Here is a 19928-nt window from a genome sequence, read left to right as displayed (position 1 = left end):
GGGGTGGGGCCTACCTTCGCGCCCAACCGAATTTGCAGGAGAGAGCCATGGCTACCGTCGCAGTCACCGATGCCACCTTCGACGCCGAGGTGCGCAATTCCGACATCCCCGTCGTCGTCGATTTCTGGGCTGAATGGTGCGGCCCCTGCCGCCAGATCGGCCCCGCGCTGGAAGAACTGGCCAACGAACTGGCCGGCAAGGTGAAAATCGTCAAGGTCAACGTGGACGAAAATCCCGACAGCCCCGCCGTTCTGGGCGTGCGCGGCATTCCTGCACTGTTCCTGTTCAAGGACGGTCAGGTCGTGTCCAACAAGGTCGGCGCCGCGCCCAAGGCCGCGCTGCAAAGCTGGATCGAATCGGCGATCTGAGCCGCGTGAACAGATCCGGTCAGGCGCCCTGCGGGGCGCCTTTTCATATCGGCCAGCCGTGACCGCGCAACACCGCCAGGATCTGGTCTTCGCATTCGGGCCGGCCCGCGTTGATGGCCTGCTGATGCAGAAACCAATACAGGTATTTGTCGAATTCGGGCAGCCGGTCCAGCGCCGCGAAAGCGGGGTCCAGCCCATCGCGCGGCACGCAACCGGCAATATGGTGAAAGTCGATCCGCCCGAACAGCACGGCGGGCTTGTGCAGAACGAACCCCTCCAGCACCAGGCCACTGTTTTGCGACGCCACAAAGCTGCAGTGCTGCAGCGCGTGGCGGGGATTGCCGGTTTCCACCGTCAGCCGCGGATGGCACACCGTCAGCGCCGCCAGCGCGGCCCGTTCCGCCGTGCCATAGGTTTCACGCGGATGCAGGAACGCACGAACGGGCAGATCGGTCCGCACCAGAACCTGATGCAGCATGTCGATCGGGCTCATGGCTTGAAACGACCGGTGGCTGGTCAGCCGCCCCTGCAGCGGCACGAAAACGAACCCCCCATCTGACACGTCCTTTCCGCCGGAATAGAGCCTTTTCCGCCAAAGCCCACCAAAGGCTGCCGCCGCGGCCGGGTCGATCTGAGCGGGGTCAAAGGTGGCCTGCGCCACGGGCCATTCCCAGCGTTCGGCCTGTGCCTCGATATGCCAGAACGCCCCGACATAGGTGCGCCGACAGGTCAGCGCGCGCCCATGTGTCGGCTGTTCCATGTGAAACAACGCGTAACCGCCCCGCGCCGGCGCCGCGAGCCGTTCTGCCAGCGTGCTTTCGCGCAATTCGACGCGCCAGCCCCGGCTGCGCACCGCGCCGGTCAGGCGGTGGAAAAAATTGTGCTCTCCGGCGCGGGCACGCGCCAGGGTGGGGGCATCAAGGTAGATACGCAGGATCTCGTTACGCGACATGGCCACATCTAGCCGCGCAGGCTTGCGGGGGGCAAGGGTTGCATGCATCTGCCCGGAGCCTCATATCTGCGTCAAACGGAGGGTATCATGGCGGAAGACAAGTTTCCCGGCTGGCACGGCACCACGATCATCGGGGTGCGCAGGGGCGGGCGCGTGGTCGTGGCGGGCGACGGACAGGTCAGTCTGGGCCAGACCGTGATCAAGGGCACCGCGCGCAAGGTCCGCCGCCTGTCCCCAGGCGGGCATGATGTGGTGGCGGGTTTCGCCGGGTCGACCGCCGATGCCTTCACCCTGCTGGAACGGCTGGAAAAGAAACTGGAGACCGCGCCCGGCCAGCTGGCCCGCGCCTGCGTGGAACTGGCCAAGGACTGGCGCATGGACAAATACCTGCGCAATCTGGAAGCGATGCTGATCGTCACCGATGGCAAGGCGATGTTCGTCCTGACCGGCGCGGGCGACGTGCTGGAACCCGAACATGACGTGGCGGCCATCGGATCGGGCGGCAACTATGCGCTGGCCGCCGCGCGCGGGCTGATGGAAACCGATCTGGATGCCGAGGCCATTGCCCGCAAGGCCATGGCGATTGCCGCCGATATCTGCGTCTACACCAACGGCAACCTGACGGTGGAGTCGATCGGTGGCTGACATCACCCGCGAGGATCTGCGCGCCGCCGTAGCCGCGGGCTTTGTCACCGAGGCGCAGGCCGCGCGGCTTATGACGCTGGCGCAGGCCCGCGCCGGCCACCGTCAGGCGCAGGACCCCGAGGATGAACCCTTTGAGCTGTTCAGGGGGTTTGCCGAAATTTTCCTGTCGGTCGGGCTGATCATCCTGATCACCGGGATCATTGGCCTGTCGGCGCTGCTGGGCCATCCGGGGCTGATCGCGGCGTTTTCGGCCGCGCTGTGCTGGATCTTTGCACGCTATTTCACGCTGAGACGGCGGATGGTGCTGCCCTCGATCGTGCTGGTCACGGGATTTGCGCTGGCGATGACCGGGGTGATGGGCTGGCTTGTCGGGCGCAATCTGGACCTTGACAGCACATTCACCGGCAGCGCGCTGATGCTGCTGGGCGGTGTCGCGGCGGGGCTGTTGGCCTGGTATCGCCGGTTCCGGCTGCCCTTCACCATGTTCCTGCTGGGGCTTTGCGGCCTGGGCGCGGTGCTGGTGCTGACCCATTCAGTCGCCCCACAGGCCTTTGCGGGCCATTGGCAGGATCTGTTCGACCTGCGCGGCGGGTCCGGGCTTGCCGTGGGCACGCTGGTCTTTGGGCTGGGCGCGCTTGCCGCCGGGCTGTGGTTCGACATGCGCGATCCGCACCGGCTGGGCCGCCATTCGGCCAGCGGCTTCTGGCTGCATATCCTGGCGGCGCCCGCGCTGGTCAACACCGTGGCGCTGACGTTTTACAACATGGGCCCGGGTGCGGGCTATGCGCTGCTGGCGCTGGCGCTGGCCCTTGTCACCGCGCTGGCGCTGGTGATTGACCGGCGCAGCTTTCTGACCGCGGGGATCGGTTATCTGGCCTTTCTCATCGGCTATGTCGCGCGCAATGGCGGGGGCTTGGACTGGGCCTGGATCATGGTGATCCTGGGCCTTGTGCTGACCAGCCTTGGCACCTTCTGGACCGATCTGCGCGCCCGGCTGATGCGCGCGCTGCCCCCCTTTCCCGGCAAGCACCGCCTGCCCCCCTATTCGGAGTGAGCCATGACCACCCTGACCCCCCGCGAAATCGTATCGGAACTTGACCGCTTCATCATCGGCCAAAAGGATGCCAAGCGCGCCGTTGCCGTGGCGCTGCGCAACCGCTGGCGGCGCAAGCAACTGGCCGATGACCTGCGCGAAGAGGTTTACCCCAAGAACATCCTGATGATCGGCCCCACCGGCGTCGGCAAGACGGAAATCAGCCGCCGTCTGGCGAAGCTGGCCAAGGCGCCCTTTCTGAAGGTCGAGGCGACGAAATTCACCGAGGTGGGTTATGTCGGACGCGATGTCGAACAGATCATCCGCGACCTGACCGATGCGGCGATGATCGAAACCCGCGACCGGATGCGCGAAGAGGTCAAGGCCCGCGCCCACAAGGCCGCCGAAGATCGCGTGATCACCGCGCTGGCCGGCACCGACGCGCGCGAGACCACGCGCGAGATGTTCCGCGGCAAGCTGAAACGGGGTGAGCTGGACAGCACCATGATTGAGCTGGAGGTCGCCGATCAGTCCGGCCCGATGCCGATGATGGGCATGGGCGGCCCGGGAATGGAAATGCAGATCCAGGGCCTGCAAGACCTGTTCAAGGCCATCGGCGGCGCCCGGCGCACCCGCAAGCGGATGACCGTCGCCGAAAGCTATGACCTGCTGATCTCGGAAGAGGCCGACAAGCTTCTGGACGACGAGGCGGTGAAGGCCGCCGCGTTGGAGGCGGTGCAGGAATCCGGCATCGTCTTCATTGACGAAATCGACAAGGTCGCCGCCCGCGCCGAAACCCGCGGTGCCGATGTCAGCCGCGAGGGCGTGCAGCGCGACCTGCTGCCGCTGATCGAGGGCACGACCGTGTCCACCAAATACGGGCCTGTGAAAACCGATCATATCCTGTTCATCGCCAGCGGCGCGTTCCACATTGCCAAGCCCTCGGACCTGTTGCCCGAACTGCAGGGACGCCTGCCGATCCGGGTGGAACTGAAGCCCCTGACCGAGGAGGATTTCGTCCGTATCCTGTCGGAAACCGACAATGCCTTGACGCGTCAGTATACCGCGTTGATGGCCACCGAAGAGGTCACCGTGACCTTCACCCCGGAAGCTATCGCGGCACTGGCCCGGATCGCGGCGGATGTGAACCGCAGCGTGGAAAACATCGGCGCGCGCCGGCTTTATACGGTAATGGAACGGGTGTTCGAGGAACTGTCCTTCACCGCGCCCGACCGGGGCGGCGAACAGGTCACGGTGGATGCCGCCTTTGTGGAACGCTATCTGGGCGATCTGGCACGGTCCAGCGATCTTAGCCGTTATGTGCTGTAGCCCGGCACGGTGACAGCCGGGGCACTGGCGGCGGCGGGTCTGCGCCGCTATCCTGCCCGCATCTGTCCAAGGGGGATCAGGTGCGCCGCATCGTCAGCGTTCTTTGTGTGTGTCTTGTTGCCGCCTGCGCCCCGCGTGGCGAAATCCTGCTGGTTGAGGACGCGACCCTGCCCGCACGGTCGATCTTTGTGGGCACAACGCGCGGGCCAGACCCGGAAACCGGGCAGGATCTGACCCGGGGGCGGCTCGAATCGCTGCGCTTTGCGCGCTATGATGTCTCGGTTCCGCCGGATCGCGTGCCGGGTGACATCAACTACCCCGACGCCCGCCGCGCGCCCGACCCTGCCCGCGACTTCCTGACCACAGGGGCCGAGTTCTATCCCCAGGCACCAGCCTTCCGCGCCGATCTGCGCCGCGCGCTGGCCCGGAACGGCGGCGAAGCGGTGGTGTTCGTGCATGGATACAACAACACCTTCGCCGAGGGCCTGTATCGCTTTGCCCAGGTCGGCCACGACCTGAAGGTTCCCGGCGTTCTGGTGCATTATTCCTGGCCCTCGCGGGCCAATGTCATGGGCTATGCCTATGATCGCGACTCCGCCCTGTTCGCCCGTGACGGGTTTGAACATCTGTTGCGTGAAGTCCGTGCCGCCGGGGCGCGCCGGATCGTGATCATCGCCCATTCGATGGGCGGCGCGCTCAGCATGGAGACGCTGCGCCAGATGGCGATTTCAGGCGATGCAGAGACGCTTTCCCGGCTTGGCGGCATGGTCCTGATCTCGCCCGATCTGGACGTGGATGTGTTTCGCGCCCAGGCCCGGCGGATCGGGCGGCTGCCGGACCCTTTCATCATCTTCACCTCGCGCCGCGACCGGGCCTTGCAGCTTGCCGCGCGCCTGACGGGGGACTCGGCGCGCCTTGGCAACCTGCAGGACGTGACCCCGATTTCCGATCTGAAGGTGACCATGGTCGAGGTCGGCGCCTTTGCCACCGGCGAGGGCCATTTCGACGTGGCGAAATCACCCGCCCTGATCGCGCTGCTGGGATCGACCGGCGAGGTGGCCGCCGTGCTGGAAGGCGATCAGGCCGGGCGCACGGGGCTGATCCCCGGTGTGGTTCTGACGGTGCGCGAGGCCACACGGATCGTACTGACCCCGGTCGACGAACTGGCCATTGGCCTGACGAACTGACCGCTAGCGCCCGCGCCGCAGATAGACATAATAGGCGCCCGATCCGCCGTGCTTCAGATGCGCCTCGGACACCTGCATGACGGCGGCACCCAGCGGCGGCAGGCGCAGCCAGTGCGGCACCTGGTGGCGCAACACGCCCTGCCGTTGCGGGATCGGCCCGTCATCGGGGCCGCGCTTGCCCTTGCCGGTGATCACCAGCACCAGCCGGCAACCACGATCCTGCGCGTTCAGGATAAAGCGGATCAGCGCGGGGTGGGCCTGGGCAAGCGTCATCCCGTGCAGATCGATCTTTGCCTCAGGCTCCAGTTTGCCGCGCGTCATGTGGCGATGCGTCTTGCGATCCATCACCACCGGCTGGCGCGCCAGCTGGTCCGCGATCGCGGGCGCCAGATCGTGGCGGAAGGCATAGCCCGGCGCGGACTGGCCGATGCGGAAATCCTTGACCTCGGGGTGCACCTTCCTGGGCGCGGGCTGTGCCGGTGACGCGGGCGGTTCGTGCACCGGACGCGGCGGATGAAAGGCCGTGGTCGTAGCCGCCACGCGCGACCACAGATCACGCTCTTCCGGGGTCAGCTTGCGCGGGCGGCGGGTCATTGGCCCGGCCCGCGCGGACAAAGGGCACCGCTGCGCGCCGGATGACAAACGGAAAACGCCGCCCCGCTGGCGGCGTGATCCCCCTGCCCAAGGCCGGGAAGGTTTGCCCCGCGCAAGGCCCGCATCGGCTAGCCGCCCGTGGCGACAAGCTGCCAGTTCGGATCGGCGCTGCCCATCTTGCGCGCGAAGGTCCAGGCATCGCGCTGTTTGCGCGGCGTCTTGGGGTCACCCTCGACAACATTGCCGGTCGCATCGCGGGCCACCGAAATCAGCTCGCCGCCGAAACGCACCGTCACCTCTGCCTCGCGGCTGGCGGGATCGAAATCCGCCCCCGCGATGGTCAGTTCGCGCAGGCCCAGGAATTCCGCCTGCACCGTCAACCCGCGTTCTTCGCGCGCCCTGACCACACCGTCAAAGGCATCGAACACCTCGGGCGCCAGGAAGGGGCGCACACGTTCCAGATCCCCTTTTTCAAACGCCATCAGGATCATTTCATAGGCGCCACGGGCACCTTGCAGGAATTCGCCCACCGCAAAGGCAGGCTCAACCCGTTTCATCGCGGCCAGGGCCCGGGCCGCATCGCTGTTGTCGGGGACATGATCGACAATGTCGTGATCGACGCCGCCATCGATCACCTCAAACCCGCGGCGGGCAACGCCGGGCTCGGGGCGTTCGGCCGGCTGCGGCGGCTTTTCAAAGCCTTCGCGCGTTCCCAGCACGCTTTTCAGCTTCAGGATCAGGAAAATCGCGATCCCTGCAAGAACGATCAGCTGAATCACGGCATTCTCCATCGGCGGTCCTCGGGCAAGCGGGGCGTTTGTAATTGACGCATCCACACTTATGTAGGGCAGGGGCGCGATCAAGTCCACCAGCGCCCCAAACAGCCAAAGGAAGCGCAGGATGTGGATTTTTCTGGCCTTTCTCGCAGTTCCGCTGATCGAGATCGCGCTGTTCATTCAGGTCGGGGGGCTGATCGGGCTTTGGCCGACGCTGGGGCTTGTGGTGCTGACCGCCATTGTCGGCACCACGCTGGTGCGCAGCCAGGGCACACAGGCCCTGGCCGATCTGCGCCGCGCGATGGTGGAACTGGGCGATCCCACCGCACCCCTGGCCCATGGCGCGATGATCCTGTTCGCAGGCGCCATGTTGCTGACGCCGGGTTTCTTCACGGACACTGTGGGCATCGCGCTGCTGATCCCGCGGGTGCGTGTTGCGGTGATGCGCTATCTGGCAAGCCGCATCACGGTAGCCAGCTTCCAGATGGGCGGGCCCGGCCCGGCCCGGCGCGACCCCAATCGCCCCGCACATTCCCCCGAGGTGATCGATGCCGATTTTCAGGAACTTGATCCCGACGGACCCCCACGCCCCATGCCGGGGCGTGGCCCCTCGGGCTGGACGCGCGACGGATCGGGGCATTGAGACGGCGGGGCCGGGGTGCTACACCCTTGGCCAAACGGAACAGTGGAGATCCAGATGTCAGAAGAAACCAACGGCGCCGCCCCGGCGCAGCCGCAGGCCGCGCCCCAGGTCAAGATGAGCGTTCTGGCCCAGTTCGTGCGCGACATGTCCTTTGAAAATGTCGTCGCGCAAAAGGGCCTGCAATCGGCCGATGTGCAGCCCGAAATGCAGGTTCAGGTCAGCCTGGATGCGCGCAAGCGCCAGGTGGAACACCAGTATGAGGTGATCACCAAGTTCAAGGTGACCTCGACCAACAAGGCCAACAACAGCCCGCTTTACCTGCTGGAACTGGATTACGGCGGGATCTTCCACATCGAAGGCGTGCCCGAAGAACAGATGCACCCCTTCCTGCTGATCGAATGCCCGCGCCTTCTGTTCCCGTTCGTGCGGCGCATCGTGTCGGATGTAACGCGGGATGGCGGCTTCCCGCCGTTCAACCTGGATACGGTCGACTTCCTTGCGCTTTATCGCGCCGAACTGGCCCGCCGGGCCGAGGCACAGAACCCCGCCGCCGGCGCCCAGCTGTCCTGAGGGGCGCGACACGCTGCCTCTGGGGCAAGCTGACCACATGACACACCGCGCCGCCGGACCGATGATCCGGCGGCGCATCGATTTGGCGATACCATGACCGAGATGATTCCCGCCTGGGTGGGTGAAACCCTGACCCCGGCCGACAAACTGGACGTTCACCGCAAGGGGCTGCGGCACAAGGCCGTTTCGGTCTTTGTGCTGGATGGCGACCGCGTGCTGATCCAGCGGCGCGCGGCGGGCAAGTATCATTCGGCCGGGCTGTGGGCGAACAGCTGCTGCACCCATCCCCACTGGGATGAGCCGCCTGAACACTGTGCCCTGCGCCGCCTGCGCGAAGAGCTTGGGATCACCGGCATCTTCCCCGCCCATGCCGACCGGCTGGAATACCGCGCCGATGTCGGCAACGGCATGATCGAACATGAGGTGGTCGATATCTATATCGCCTATGCCCGCCCCGGCATGACCGTCACCCCCGACCCCGCCGAGGTGTCCGGGGTGCGCTGGGTCGGCTTGCACGATCTGGCAGCCGAGGTACAACGCCACCCCGAAAGATTCTCGAAATGGCTGGCGATCTATATGTCCGGCCCGATGGACCGCATCTTTTCCCGACACCTGCTGCGCTAGGCCCTTGCGCCGCGCGGGGCATGGCCGGGAATCTGCCCGGTCCACTGCGAAAGCGCAGGCAGCTCTGGCCTTCCGGGACATTTGCTGCAATTTTGGATACGTCGGGAAACGGGTGGTTCAGCAGGGGGGCAGCATGCACATGTCAGGGGGCCGGACATGGCTTGCGGCACTGGCGTTGCTTGCGGCGGGAACGGCGCCCGCGCAGGCGCTTGACCGATTTGCCTTTGACACCCCCGGCGCGGATGCGGATCTGCATGACCTGCTGGCCGCCGCATCCCTGACGCGTGAAGCCGCGACCGCCGATGTCACCGACCCCCAGGGCCTTTTCGCCGCCGCCCGCGCCGATTACGGGCGCATTCTGGGCGCGCTTTATGCCGAAGGCTATTATTCCGCCGTGATCTCGATCCGCATCGACGGGCGCGAGACCGCCGCAATCCCCCCGCTGGATGCGCCCGCATCCATCCGCGCGGTGGATATCGTCATCACCCCCGGCCCCCGCTTTGACTTTGCCCGCGCCGCGATTGCGCCGATCGCGCCCGGGACCGACCTGCCCGATGGCTTTGCCCCCGGCAAACCGGCCCGATCCGGCCAGATCGTCGCCGCCGCGACCGCCGGGATCGATGGCTGGCGCAGGCAGGGCCATGCCAAGGCAAGGGTCGCGGGCCAGACCATCACCGCCGACCATCGCGCACAGACGCTGGATCCCGCGATCGCACTGGACCCCGGCCCCCGCGTCCGCTTTGGCACGCTGCGCACCAGCGGATATGACCGGCTTGACCCCCGCCGTCTGGCCAAGATCGCGGGCTTTCCCACCGGCGAGGTCTTTGACCCCGCAAAACTGGATCAGGTCCGCGCGCGCCTGCGCCGCACCGGCATCTTCAGTTCGGTCACCCTGACCGAGGCCGAGGCACTTTCCCCCGGCCCGGTTCTGGATGCGGATCTGGCCGTGGTCGAACAAAAGCCCCGGCGCATCGGCTTTGGCGGCGAATTGTCCACGCTCGACGGTCTGACGGTGTCAGGCTACTGGCTGCACCGCAACCTTCTGGGCGGGGGCGAACGATTCCGGATCGAGGGCGAAGTCGCCGGCATCGGCGGCACCACCGGCGGCGAGGATTACACCCTGGGCCTGCGCATCGACCGGCCCGCGACACTGTCGCCTGACACTTCGGCCTATCTTGAAACGGAAATTGCCAGGGTTGAGACAGATGATTACCTGTCCGATGAATTCAGCTTTGGCCTGGGCTTCGACCATATCTTCAACGACCGGCTGACCGCTTCGGCCGGGCTGCGCTACAGCATCGCCAAGGTGCGTGAAAATGGCAGCCGGCGCACCTTTGAACAGCTTGCCCTGCCGCTGAACCTGACCTTCGACAACCGCGACAATGCGCTGGATGCCACGCGCGGCTATTATGCCGCCGCCGACCTGACGCCGTTTCTGGGCCTGGGCACCACCGGATCAGGTGCGCAGATCAAGGCGGATCTGCGCGGCTATCGCGGGTTTGGCGCCGATGACCGCTTTGTCATCGCCGGGCGCGCACAGATCGGCGCGGTCTATGGATCGACCCTGCTGGAAACGCCGCGCGACTATCTGTTCTATTCCGGCGGCGGCGGCACGGTGCGCGGCCAGCCCTATGAATCACTGGGGGTGAATGTGCTGCGTGGCGGCGATCAGCGTACGGGGGGCACGAAATTCCTGGCCCTTTCGGGCGAATTGCGCGCTGACGTGACCCGGAATATCGGCGTGGTTGCCTTTTATGATGCGGGCTATGTCGGCGCGGTCGATTTCTTTGACGACGCGGGCGACTGGCATTCAGGCGCGGGTCTGGGGCTGCGCTACAACACCGGGATCGGGCCGATCCGGCTGGATGTGGCCGCGCCGGTTTCGGGCGGGACAGAGGACGGGGTGCAGATCTACCTCGGGATCGGGCAGGCTTTCTGATGCGCGGATTTGTGCTTTCCCTTCTGCTGCTTGCGCTGCCCGTGGCGGTGGCGGCGCAGGATGGCGCCCCCGCCCCCGTGCCCGCCGAACAGACCGCGCGCGACCGCAGCTATCTGACCGGCCTGCTGGAGGACAACCTGTCCGGCGCGGGCCGCACCATCCGCATCGAGGGGTTCGCGGGCGCCCTGTCGTCACGCGCCACCTTTGATCAGATGACCATCGCCGATGACGCCGGCGTCTGGCTGACCATCCGCGACGGCGCGATCAGCTGGACCCGTTCGGCGCTGCTGTCGGGGCGGGTCGAGATTGATGAACTTTCCGCCGCGGTGATCGAACTGCCCCGCGCGCCGCAATCAGCCGGGGGCGGCACCCCGTCGCCCGAGGTCAAGCCCTTTGCCCTTCCCGAACTGCCCGTTTCGGTGAAGATCGGCAAGATCGCAGCCGGGCGCGTGGTGCTGGGCCGGGCGCTGTTCGGCGCGGCCGCCGAAGTGTCGCTGACCGGGTCTATGCAGCTTGAAGGCGGGGAAGGATCGGCAGACCTGTCGATCAGCCGGATCGACGGGCACCAGGGCCGCCTGTCGTTGACCGGGGCTTACGCGAATGCAACCCGCCATCTGGCGCTGGATCTGCTGGTCGAAGAGGCGCGCGATGGCATCGCCGCCAATCTGATCGGGCTGCCCGGCACGCCCGCGATCAGCCTGGCCGTTGCCGGTTCGGCACCGATCGACGATTTCACCGCCGATATCCGCCTTGCGACAGATGGCGCGCAGCGGCTGACGGGGGCGGTGACGCTAAGCGCCCTTGCAGCCGAAGGCGCCACGCCCGAACGGCGGTTCAGCGCCGATCTGGGTGGCGACATTTCCCCGCTGCTGCCACCCGAATACCGTGGCTTTTTCGGCGATCAGGTCACCTTGCGGGCCGAGGGCGCGCGCCGCCCTTCCGGCAGCCTTAGCCTGCCGGTGCTGTCCATCGACAGCCAGGCGCTTGATCTGGAAGGCGCGGTCGAACTGCGGCCCGACGGCATGCCCGAACACGCGGCGCTGCGGGTGCGGATCGGCCTTGGCACGGGGCAGGATGTCCTGCTGCCTTTGGCCGGCGAACAGACCTGGCTGCGCGGCGCCAACCTGCAGATTGGCTATGACCGGGCGCAGGGCGATGGCTGGTCGCTGGACGGGCGCATCGCCGGGCTGCGCCAGCAGGCGATGGACATCCGCGGCCTGCGGCTGACCGGCTCGGGGCGGATCGCGCAACGCGCGGGCAGGGCCCTGTTTGGTGGCACGGTCGATTTCGCAGCAAGCGGGCTTCGCATGTCCGATCCGGCCCTGGATCAGGCGGTTGGCCCCTTCCTGTCCGGGCGCACGGTGTTTTCCTGGCAACAGGGCGAACCGCTGCGCCTGCCCCGGCTGCGCGCCATCGGCCGCGGCTATGCGCTGAACGGCACGCTGCGGGTGGATGGCCTTGATACCGGCGTCACGGTTTCCGGCGGGGTCGATCTGCGTCACAGCGCGCTTGGCAATCTGTCGGGTCTGGCAGGGCGCGACCTGGGCGGCCGGATCGAGGGCCGGGCAGAAGGCAGCTATACCGTTCTGAACGGCGCGTTCGATGCCGAACTGGCCGTGGCGGGCACCGACCTGCGCCTGAACCAGCCTGAACTTGACCGGGTTCTGGCGGGGCGATCCACCCTCACGCTGTCGGCGCGGCGCGACGAAACCGGCATCACCCTGCGCCGGGCCGAGGTCAGCGCCCGCGCGCTTGCCGGCACCGCCCGGGGCGTGATCCGCAGCGGCGCCAGCGACCTGACCGCCAGCGCGGAAATGACCGATCTGTCGATCCTGCGGCCCGGCCTGCGCGGCACGCTGCGCGCCGAGGCCACCTTTGCCGAGGCCGAGGGCACCCGCCGCATGACGCTGGATGGCACCGGGCACGGGCTTGGCATCGGCCAGCCCGAAATTGACCGGGTTCTGGCCGGGGAAACACGCCTGTCGCTGCTGGCACTGGACCGCGATGGCCGGATCCGGCTCGAACGGCTGCAACTTGAAAACCCGCAACTCAGCGCCACCGCCGATGGCGTGATCGACCAGCAGACGCGCCGGATCAATCTGGATGCCCGCCTTGCCAATACCGCCCTGATCGCACCCGGCTTTCCCGGCCCCCTGACCCTGTCGGGCACGGTCACCGAACAAGCCACCGCCTATGCGCTGGACCTGGCCGGCAGTGGCCCCGGCGCAAGCCGCGCCACGATCGCGGGCAGCCTCGCCCAGGATTTCAGCCGGGTTGATCTTGCGATAGAGGGCGTGGCCGAAACCGCGCTTGCCAATGCCTTCATCGCCCCACGTTCGCTACAGGGACCACTGGGGTTCGACCTGCGCCTTGCCGGGGCGCCGGGGCTGCAGGCGCTGTCGGGGCGCATAATCGCCTCGGATGCGCGGCTGGTGGCGCCGACACTGGGGCTGACGCTGGACGATGTCGATCTGGCGGCGACGCTGTCGGGGGGGCAGGCCCAGATCGACGGCGGCGGGCGGCTGTCTTCGGGCGGAACGCTTGGCCTGCAGGGGCCGGTCGCCCTGACGGCCCCCTTCAACGGCGACCTGTCCGTCACGCTTGACCGGCTGCGCCTGCGCGACCCGGACCTTTACGATACGCGGGTTTCAGGTAACCTGTCGGTAGCTGGCCCGCTTGCAGGCGGCGCCCGGATCGCCGGCGCGCTGAACCTGGCGGAAACGGAACTGCGCATCCCCTCGACCGGGCTGGGCGGGGTCGCCGCCATCCCCGACATCACCCATATCGGCGAACCCGCGGCCGTGCGCGAAACCCGCGCCCGCGCCGGGCTGCTGGACCGGCAAGACGACGCCCGCCGCCGTGCCGGCCCCGCTTACCCGCTGGATGTCACCATCACGGCCCCCCGGCAGATCTTCGTGCGTGGCCGCGGCCTTGATGCCGAACTGGGCGGCGCGCTGCGCCTTGGCGGCACCACCGCCGACATCATCCCGATCGGGGAATTCAGCCTGATCCGGGGCCGTCTCGACATCCTTGGCCAACGCTTCACCCTGAACGAAGGTCAGGTCGCCGTTCAGGGCGCGCTGATCCCCTGGATCAGATTTGCCGCCACCACCCAACAGGACGACTTTACCACGACCGTCACCATCGAAGGCGAGGCCAGCAGCCCGGCGCTCCGCTTCACCTCTACGCCCGAACTGCCCGAAGAAGAGGTGCTGGCGCGCCTTTTGTTCAACCGGGGCCTCACCCAGTTGTCGCCGCTGCAGGCCGCACAGCTTGCCTCGGCGGTCGCGACCCTTGCCGGCAAGGGCGGCGAGGGCATCGTGGGCCGCCTGCGCCAGGGCTTTGGGCTGGACGATCTGGACATTGGCACAAGCGACGAGGGCGAAACCCAGCTGCGCGCCGGGAAATACCTGTCCGAGAACCTTTACAGCGATGTCGTGATCGACAGCGCAGGCAAGTCGCAAATCAACCTTAATCTTGATGTTACCCCCAACCTGACCGCACGCGGCGGTCTCGGCTCGGATGGCGACAGCGGGATCGGCCTGTTCTTCGAACGCGATTACTGATCCCTTCGGCTTTGACCAAATATCCTCGGGGGGTGCGGGGGGCAGACAGCCCCCCGCTTCCGCCTAGCCGATCACGCGGCGCAGCAGGTCAATCCAGTTGTCCCAGCAGATCCGCCGGATCAGATCCTCGCCATATCCCTTTGCGCGCATCGCTTCGACCAGCTTCGGCAAACCCGACGCCGCACCCATGAACCCCGGCATCATCGCCCCGTCGAAATCCGAACCCAGCGCCACGCCCCGCTCGCCCAGGCGCGCCAGCAGGTAATCCAGATGCCGGATCAGATCCCCGGGCCCGGTATCGGGGTTCTTGATGCCATCGGCGCGCAGGAACTGCACCCCGAAGTTCAGCCCCACGATGCCATCGCGTTCGGCGATCGCGTCCAGTTGCCGATCCGTCAGGTTGCGGGTGGCCGGCGTCAGCGCATGGGCGGCGGAATGCGTCACCACCAGCGGCTTTTGCGAAATCCGCTCGACATCCCAGAACCCCGCCTCATTCAGGTGGCTCAGGTCCACAAGAATGCCCAGCGCATCGCATTCACGCACCAGACGCTGCCCCGCCTGGGTCAGACCGGGGCCGGTGTCCGGGCTTGCCGGAAAGCGGAACGGCACGCCGTGCCCAAAGATATTGTCGCGCGACCAGACCGGGCCAAGGCTGCGCAGCCCCGCCGCATGATACAGGTGCAGTTCGTCCAGATCCGGCCCGATCCCCTCGCAGCCTTCGATATGCATCACCGCCGCGATCGCGCCTTGCGCGCGGGCCGTCCCGATCGCGTCTGCGGTGGTGCAGATGCGGATCGCATCGGGACGCGCGCGCGCCATCCGCAGCAGAATCGCCGCCATTTCCAGCGTGGCGGCACGGGCGCGTTCAGGGGCGATGGCCGGAAAGACCCGCTCCAGCGCCATCGGGTCGGGCGCATCTTCGGGGCGGCCCGGCGCCCAGATCGCGAAGAATCCGCCCGCAAAACCGCCGGCCCGACATTTCGCCAGGTCGATATCACCCGCGCGCCCTGCGAAAAAGCCCGCGCCCACCCTGTCGCCTGCGGCCCAAAGATCATGCAGCAGATCGTTGTGCCCGTCGAATATCGCCACTGGCGTCATATTGCCTGCTCCTTCGGCGTTTTGCCGCCCTTTCCCCGCCCGCACCTTGCGGAATGGTCGCTTGACAAGCCATGGCTAAAACTGCCCAATCGGTCAAGAAATACCCGGCCGCATGCGCGACCGAACCAAAAACGAACGATAAAACAGGGAGCTTACGATGTTTACCGAACCGACCCTTCGCCGGGTGGGCCTTGCCGCCCTTTCCGCCCTGATGCTTGGCACTGCGCCCTTGGCGTTGATGGCCGAAACACCGGCCGATACGCTGGTGATTGCCGATGCAATCGATGACATCGTCTCGATCGACCCGCATGAGGCGTTCGAATTCTCGGGCACCGACATGCTGAACAATGTCTATGACACCCTGGTCGAGCTGGACCCAACGAAACCCGGCGAACTGGTGCCAGGGCTGGCCGAAAGCTGGGACGTGTCGGAAGATGGCCTGACCTTTACCTTCAAGATGAAGCAGGGGATCAGCTTTTCGTCGGGCAACCCGGTCCGCGCCGAGGATGCCGCCTGGTCGCTGCAGCGCGTGGTCAAGATCAACAAGACCCCGGCCTTCATCCTGGCGCAGTTCGGCTTTACCCCGGAAAATGTCGACCAGAAGATCCGTGCCGAGGGTGACACCGTCGTGCTGGAACTGGACAAGCCCTATGCGCCCTCGATGGTCTACAACTGCCTGACGGCGGTTGTCGGCTCAATCCTGGACAAGGAAACCGTCATGGCCAATGAGGTCGATGGCGACATGGGCAACGAATGGCTCAAGGCCAATTCGGCGGGCACCGGCGCCTATGTGCTGCGGTCCTACAAGGCGCAGGAAGGCTATGTGCTGGAAGCGCGCGAAGACCACTGGCGCGGGGCGCCCAGGCTCAAGCGCGTCTTCGTGCGCCATGTGCCCGAACCGGCAACCCAGCGCCTGCAGCTGGAAAAGGGCGATATCGACATCGCGCGCAAGCTGAACACCACCGATATCGAAGGGATCGCAGGCAATTCCGACATCAAGGTCGTTGATGACGTAGCGGGCTATATCTACTACCTCGCGCTGAACCAGAAGCGCGAACCGCTGAACAACCCCAAGGTCATGGAGGCCCTGCGCTGGCTGGTCGATTATGACGGCATGGCCGCAACCGTGTTCAAGGGGCAGATGATGGTGCATCAGCACTTCCTGCCGCGCGGCTATCTGGGCGCGCTGGAAGAAACCCCGTATGAGCTGAACGTGGAAAAGGCCAAGGCCCTGCTGGCCGAGGCCGGCTTCCCCGATGGCTTTACCACCACGATTTCGGTGCGCAACGACCAGCAGCGGGTGGAAATGGCGCAGTCGATCCAGAACACCCTTGGCCAGGCCGGCATCAAGGTTGAACTGAAACCCGGCGCGGGGGCCGAGGTGCTGGGCGATTATCGCGCCCGCAACCACGACATCACCCTGCAGGCCTGGGGCCCGGACTACCCGGACCCGCATACCAATGCCTCGACCTTCGCCTATAACCCGAACAACGCGGATGAAGGTCAGCTGACCGGCATCCTGGCCTGGCGCACCGCCTATGATCCGGGCGAGCTTCACGACATGACCGAAGCGGCCGTGATCGAGCGCGACACCGACAAGCGCCGCGCGATGTATGAGGAAATCCAGCGCAAGCACCGCGACACCTCGGCCTTCATCGCGATGTTCCAGCAGATCAGCCAGACGGCCCTGCGGTCGAATGTCGAAGGGTTCTACACCGGCGGCGCCACCGATCAGGCGACCTACTGGCTGGCAACCAAGTAAGATCAGGTGCCCCCGGGGGACCGGGGGCGCCGCACAGACCCGATGGCCAGCACCGATACCGCCCCGCCCCGCCGCCGTTCACGCCTTGTCCACAACGTCAAACGCCTTGGCGCGACGGTTCTGGCCCTGGCGGCAACCTTCCTTGGCCTGATGCTGATCACCTTCGTGATCGGTCGCGTCGTGCCGATCGACCCGGTTCTGGCCGTGGTCGGCGAACGCGCCACCACCGCACAGTATGAAGCCGCGCGCGAGGCACTGGGCCTGGACCGGCCGATGTGGGAACAATTCGCCATCTATGTCCGCGATGCGCTGACCGGGGATCTTGGAACCTCGATCCGAACGCGCACCCCGGTGGCCGAAGATATCGCACGCTATTTCCCCGCCACGCTGGAACTTGCCACGATCGCCACGATCTTTGGCGTCGTGCTGGGCATTCCGGCGGGGGTGCTGGCGGCCACGCGCCCGGGCACCTGGATCGACCAGCTGGTACGGCTGATCGGGCTGATGGGCTATTCCATGCCGGTGTTCTGGCTGGGGCTGATGGGGTTGCTGCTGTTCTACGGCATTCTTGGCTGGGTCGGCGGCCCGGGCCGTCTGGATGCCGGGTTCGAGATGATGTTCGAATTCGACGTGCCGCGGGTGACCGGCATGATCCTGATCGACACAGCCCTGGCCGGAAAATGGGATATTTTCCGCAACGCGCTGTCGCACATCATCCTGCCCGCGGGCGTGCTTGGCTATTATTCCATGGCCTATATCAGCCGGATGACCCGCAGCTTCATGATGAATGAGCTGAGCCAGGAATACATCACCACCGCGCGGGTGAAGGGCATGCCGGAATGGCGGGTGATCTGGGTTCATGCGCTGAAGAACGTGATGGTCCCGCTGATCACCGTGATCGCGCTAAGCTATGCGAACCTGCTGGAAGGATCGGTGCTGACCGAGACCGTCTTTGCCTGGCCCGGCCTTGGGCTTTACATCACCACGGCGCTGTTTTCCGCCGACATGCCCGCGGTTCTGGGCGGCACGGTGGTGGTGGGCATCGTCTTTGTGGCGCTGAACATGTTTTCCGACATCCTGTATCGCCTTGTCGACCCGAGGGCCCGCTGATGACCACGCTGACCACATGGCTGCGCGACCCCAACCCCGCATCCCGGCTGCAGGCCCGGCTGGGGCAGGGCTATCTTGGCTGGCTGCGATTCCGGCGCAATCCGCTGGCGATGATCGGCTTTCTGATCGTGGCGCTGCTGTTGCTGATGGCCGCCTTTGCGCCGCTTGTGGCGACCCATGATCCGATCACCCAGAACCTGGGACAACGGCTTTTACCCCCCCTGACGGCGGGGCACCTGCTGGGCACGGATGAATTCGGCCGCGACATCTTTTCACGTATCGTCTTTGGCGCGCGGGTAACGCTGTATATCGTGGGACTTGTGGCGATCACCGCGCCGGTCTTTGGCCTGCTGATTGGCACGGTCGCGGGCTATTTCGGCGGCTGGGTCGATCAGGTCCTGATGCGCATCACCGACATCTTCCTGGCGTTTCCCAAGCTGATCCTGGCGCTGGCGCTGGTCGCCGTGCTGGGCCCGGGCATCGAGAACGCGGTGCTGGCCATCGCGCTGACATCCTGGCCGCCCTATGCCCGCGTCGCGCGGGCCGAAACGCTGACCGTGCGCAATGCCGATTACATCGCGGCCGTCCGGCTGCAGGGCGCGGGGGCGGGGCGGATCATCTGGGGCTATGTGATGCCGATGTGCCTGCCCTCGGTCATCATCCGGGTCACGCTGGACATGGCCGGGGTGATCCTGACGGCGGCGGGTCTGGGTTTTCTGGGCCTTGGGGTGCAGCCACCGATGGCGGAATGGGGGCTGATGATTTCATCGGGGCGCAAGTTCCTGTTCGAACAATGGTGGGTCGCGACCATGCCGGGGCTGGCGATCTTCATCGTCTCGCTTGGATTCAACCTGCTGGGCGATGGCCTGCGCGACGTGCTTGACCCAAGGAGTGCGGGAAAATGACCCTGCTGTCGGTGAAGAACCTGCGCGTCACCTTCGACACCGAATCCGGCCCTGTTCAGGCGGTGCGCGGCGTATCCTTCAGCCTGGGCCGGGAACGGCTGGGCATCGTCGGCGAAAGCGGATCGGGCAAGACGATGACAGGCCGGTCCGTCCTGCGCCTGATCCGGCCGCCGGGGCGGATTGACGCCGAAGAGATGGTCTTTGACGGCATTGACCTGACCCGCGCCAGCGAACGGCAGATGCGCGCGTTGCGCGGCCAGCGCATGGCGATGGTCATGCAGGACCCGAAATATTCGCTGAACCCCGTGATGAAGGTCGGCGCCCAGCTGACCGAAGGCCTGCGCCTGCGCCACCGCGTTGGCCGCACCGAGGCCCGCGCCAAGGCCATCGCCGCGCTGGAGGCCGTGCAGATCCGCGACCCGGACCGCGTACTTGAAAGCTATCCGCACGAATTGTCGGGCGGCATGGGCCAGCGCGTGATGATCGCGATGATGCTGATCCCGAACCCCGACCTGCTGATCGCGGATGAACCCACCAGCGCGCTGGACGTGACCGTCCAGGCCGAGGTGCTGTCGATCCTGGATGCCCTGGTGCGCGACCGGGGCATGGGACTGATCTTCATCAGCCATGACCTGCGGCTGGTGGCGCGGTTCTGCGACCGGGTTCTGGTGATGTACAAGGGCCGCGTGGTCGAGGAACTGGAGGCCAGGAACCTGATGCAGGCGCAGCACCCCTATACCCAGGGGCTTTTGAACTGCCTGCCCCGGATCGGTGGCGACCGTTCGCCCCTGCCGGGGCTGGATCGTAATGCGGCCTGGGCGGAATAG

Annotated in this window: 18 protein-coding genes; 14 read left to right on the top strand and 4 right to left on the bottom strand. The window is 66.3% G+C overall.

Going from position 1 to position 19928, the window contains the following annotated elements:
• Window positions 1–47: 47 nt before the first annotated feature.
• The gene (trxA, locus tag ACK8OU_RS12650; protein WP_410303777.1) at window positions 48–368 is read left to right on the top strand and encodes a thioredoxin; all 321 of its coding nucleotides are present in this window, start codon (window positions 48–50) and stop codon (window positions 366–368) included.
• A 43-nt stretch (window positions 369–411) separates the two neighbouring features.
• On the opposite strand, the gene ACK8OU_RS12645 is transcribed toward trxA, so the two are convergent.
• Window positions 412–1320, bottom strand: a complete 909-nt coding sequence (locus ACK8OU_RS12645; protein ID WP_410303776.1) for a hypothetical protein — start codon at window positions 1318–1320, stop codon at window positions 412–414.
• Between the two features lie 87 nt (window positions 1321–1407).
• Here ACK8OU_RS12645 and hslV point away from each other — a divergent pair, with 87 nt between their 5' ends.
• From hslV to ACK8OU_RS12625, 4 genes are all read left to right on the top strand, one after another.
• Window positions 1408–1965 (top strand): ATP-dependent protease subunit HslV, encoded by a 558-nt coding sequence (gene hslV / locus ACK8OU_RS12640; RefSeq protein WP_410303775.1) that lies wholly within the window; start codon window positions 1408–1410, stop codon window positions 1963–1965.
• The gene (locus tag ACK8OU_RS12635) at window positions 1958–3019 is read left to right on the top strand and encodes a hypothetical protein (RefSeq protein WP_410303774.1); all 1062 of its coding nucleotides are present in this window, start codon (window positions 1958–1960) and stop codon (window positions 3017–3019) included. Before hslV ends, ACK8OU_RS12635 begins: the two co-directional genes overlap by 8 nt.
• A gap of 3 nt (window positions 3020–3022) precedes the next feature.
• Window positions 3023–4327: an ATP-dependent protease ATPase subunit HslU gene (hslU, locus tag ACK8OU_RS12630; RefSeq protein ID WP_410303773.1), complete on the top strand. Its 1305-nt coding sequence runs from the start codon at window positions 3023–3025 to the stop codon at window positions 4325–4327.
• 80 nt (window positions 4328–4407) lie between these two features.
• Window positions 4408–5514, top strand: coding sequence for an alpha/beta hydrolase (locus tag ACK8OU_RS12625; RefSeq protein WP_410303772.1), 1107 nt, complete (start codon window positions 4408–4410; stop codon window positions 5512–5514).
• Between the two features lie 3 nt (window positions 5515–5517).
• Here the strand turns inward: ACK8OU_RS12625 and ACK8OU_RS12620 are convergent, their stop codons facing one another.
• Window positions 5518–6108: a Smr/MutS family protein gene (locus ACK8OU_RS12620; protein ID WP_410303771.1), complete on the bottom strand. Its 591-nt coding sequence runs from the start codon at window positions 6106–6108 to the stop codon at window positions 5518–5520.
• Between the two features lie 128 nt (window positions 6109–6236).
• Window positions 6237–6899: a Tim44/TimA family putative adaptor protein gene (locus tag ACK8OU_RS12615; protein WP_410303770.1), complete on the bottom strand. Its 663-nt coding sequence runs from the start codon at window positions 6897–6899 to the stop codon at window positions 6237–6239.
• A gap of 109 nt (window positions 6900–7008) precedes the next feature.
• On the opposite strand from ACK8OU_RS12615, the gene ACK8OU_RS12610 reads away from it, so the two are divergent.
• The 5 genes from ACK8OU_RS12610 (at window position 7009) to ACK8OU_RS12590 (ending at window position 14226) form a co-directional block, all read left to right on the top strand.
• Complete coding sequence (locus tag ACK8OU_RS12610; RefSeq protein WP_410303769.1) at window positions 7009–7527, top strand: FxsA family protein; 519 nt, start codon at window positions 7009–7011, stop codon at window positions 7525–7527.
• Window positions 7528–7581: 54 nt separating this feature from the next.
• A complete protein-coding gene (gene secB, locus ACK8OU_RS12605; RefSeq protein ID WP_410303768.1) occupies window positions 7582–8097 on the top strand; it encodes a protein-export chaperone SecB in 516 nt (171 codons plus the stop codon).
• Between the two features lie 93 nt (window positions 8098–8190).
• Entirely contained in the window at window positions 8191–8721 is a 531-nt protein-coding gene (gene idi / locus ACK8OU_RS12600) for an isopentenyl-diphosphate Delta-isomerase (protein ID WP_410303767.1), read from the top strand.
• A 133-nt stretch (window positions 8722–8854) separates the two neighbouring features.
• On the top strand, window positions 8855–10660 hold the full coding sequence (locus ACK8OU_RS12595; RefSeq protein WP_410303766.1) for an autotransporter assembly complex protein TamA: 1806 nt from the start codon (window positions 8855–8857) through the stop codon (window positions 10658–10660).
• Window positions 10660–14226: a translocation/assembly module TamB domain-containing protein gene (locus tag ACK8OU_RS12590; protein WP_410303765.1), complete on the top strand. Its 3567-nt coding sequence runs from the start codon at window positions 10660–10662 to the stop codon at window positions 14224–14226. The genes ACK8OU_RS12595 and ACK8OU_RS12590 overlap by 1 nt, the downstream gene beginning before the upstream one ends.
• A gap of 63 nt (window positions 14227–14289) precedes the next feature.
• Here the strand turns inward: ACK8OU_RS12590 and ACK8OU_RS12585 are convergent, their stop codons facing one another.
• Window positions 14290–15324, bottom strand: coding sequence for a dipeptidase (locus ACK8OU_RS12585; protein ID WP_410303764.1), 1035 nt, complete (start codon window positions 15322–15324; stop codon window positions 14290–14292).
• A 157-nt stretch (window positions 15325–15481) separates the two neighbouring features.
• Here ACK8OU_RS12585 and ACK8OU_RS12580 point away from each other — a divergent pair, with 157 nt between their 5' ends.
• From ACK8OU_RS12580 to ACK8OU_RS12565, 4 genes are read left to right on the top strand one after another with little or no spacing between them, the layout of a single operon-like run.
• On the top strand, window positions 15482–17086 hold the full coding sequence (locus tag ACK8OU_RS12580) for an ABC transporter substrate-binding protein (protein WP_410303763.1): 1605 nt from the start codon (window positions 15482–15484) through the stop codon (window positions 17084–17086).
• Window positions 17087–17128: 42 nt separating this feature from the next.
• A complete protein-coding gene (locus ACK8OU_RS12575; protein WP_410303762.1) occupies window positions 17129–18196 on the top strand; it encodes an ABC transporter permease in 1068 nt (355 codons plus the stop codon).
• Window positions 18196–19101 (top strand): ABC transporter permease, encoded by a 906-nt coding sequence (locus ACK8OU_RS12570; protein ID WP_410303761.1) that lies wholly within the window; start codon window positions 18196–18198, stop codon window positions 19099–19101. Before ACK8OU_RS12575 ends, ACK8OU_RS12570 begins: the two co-directional genes overlap by 1 nt.
• On the top strand, window positions 19098–19928 hold the full coding sequence (locus ACK8OU_RS12565) for an ABC transporter ATP-binding protein (protein WP_410303760.1): 831 nt from the start codon (window positions 19098–19100) through the stop codon (window positions 19926–19928). The genes ACK8OU_RS12570 and ACK8OU_RS12565 overlap by 4 nt, the downstream gene beginning before the upstream one ends.

The organism is Pontitalea aquivivens, from assembly GCF_046507575.1.
GTDB lineage: Bacteria > Pseudomonadota > Alphaproteobacteria > Rhodobacterales > Rhodobacteraceae > Pontitalea > Pontitalea aquivivens.
Note: the sequence above shows the minus strand (reverse complement) of the source record. Positions and strands in the feature narration are given on the sequence as shown.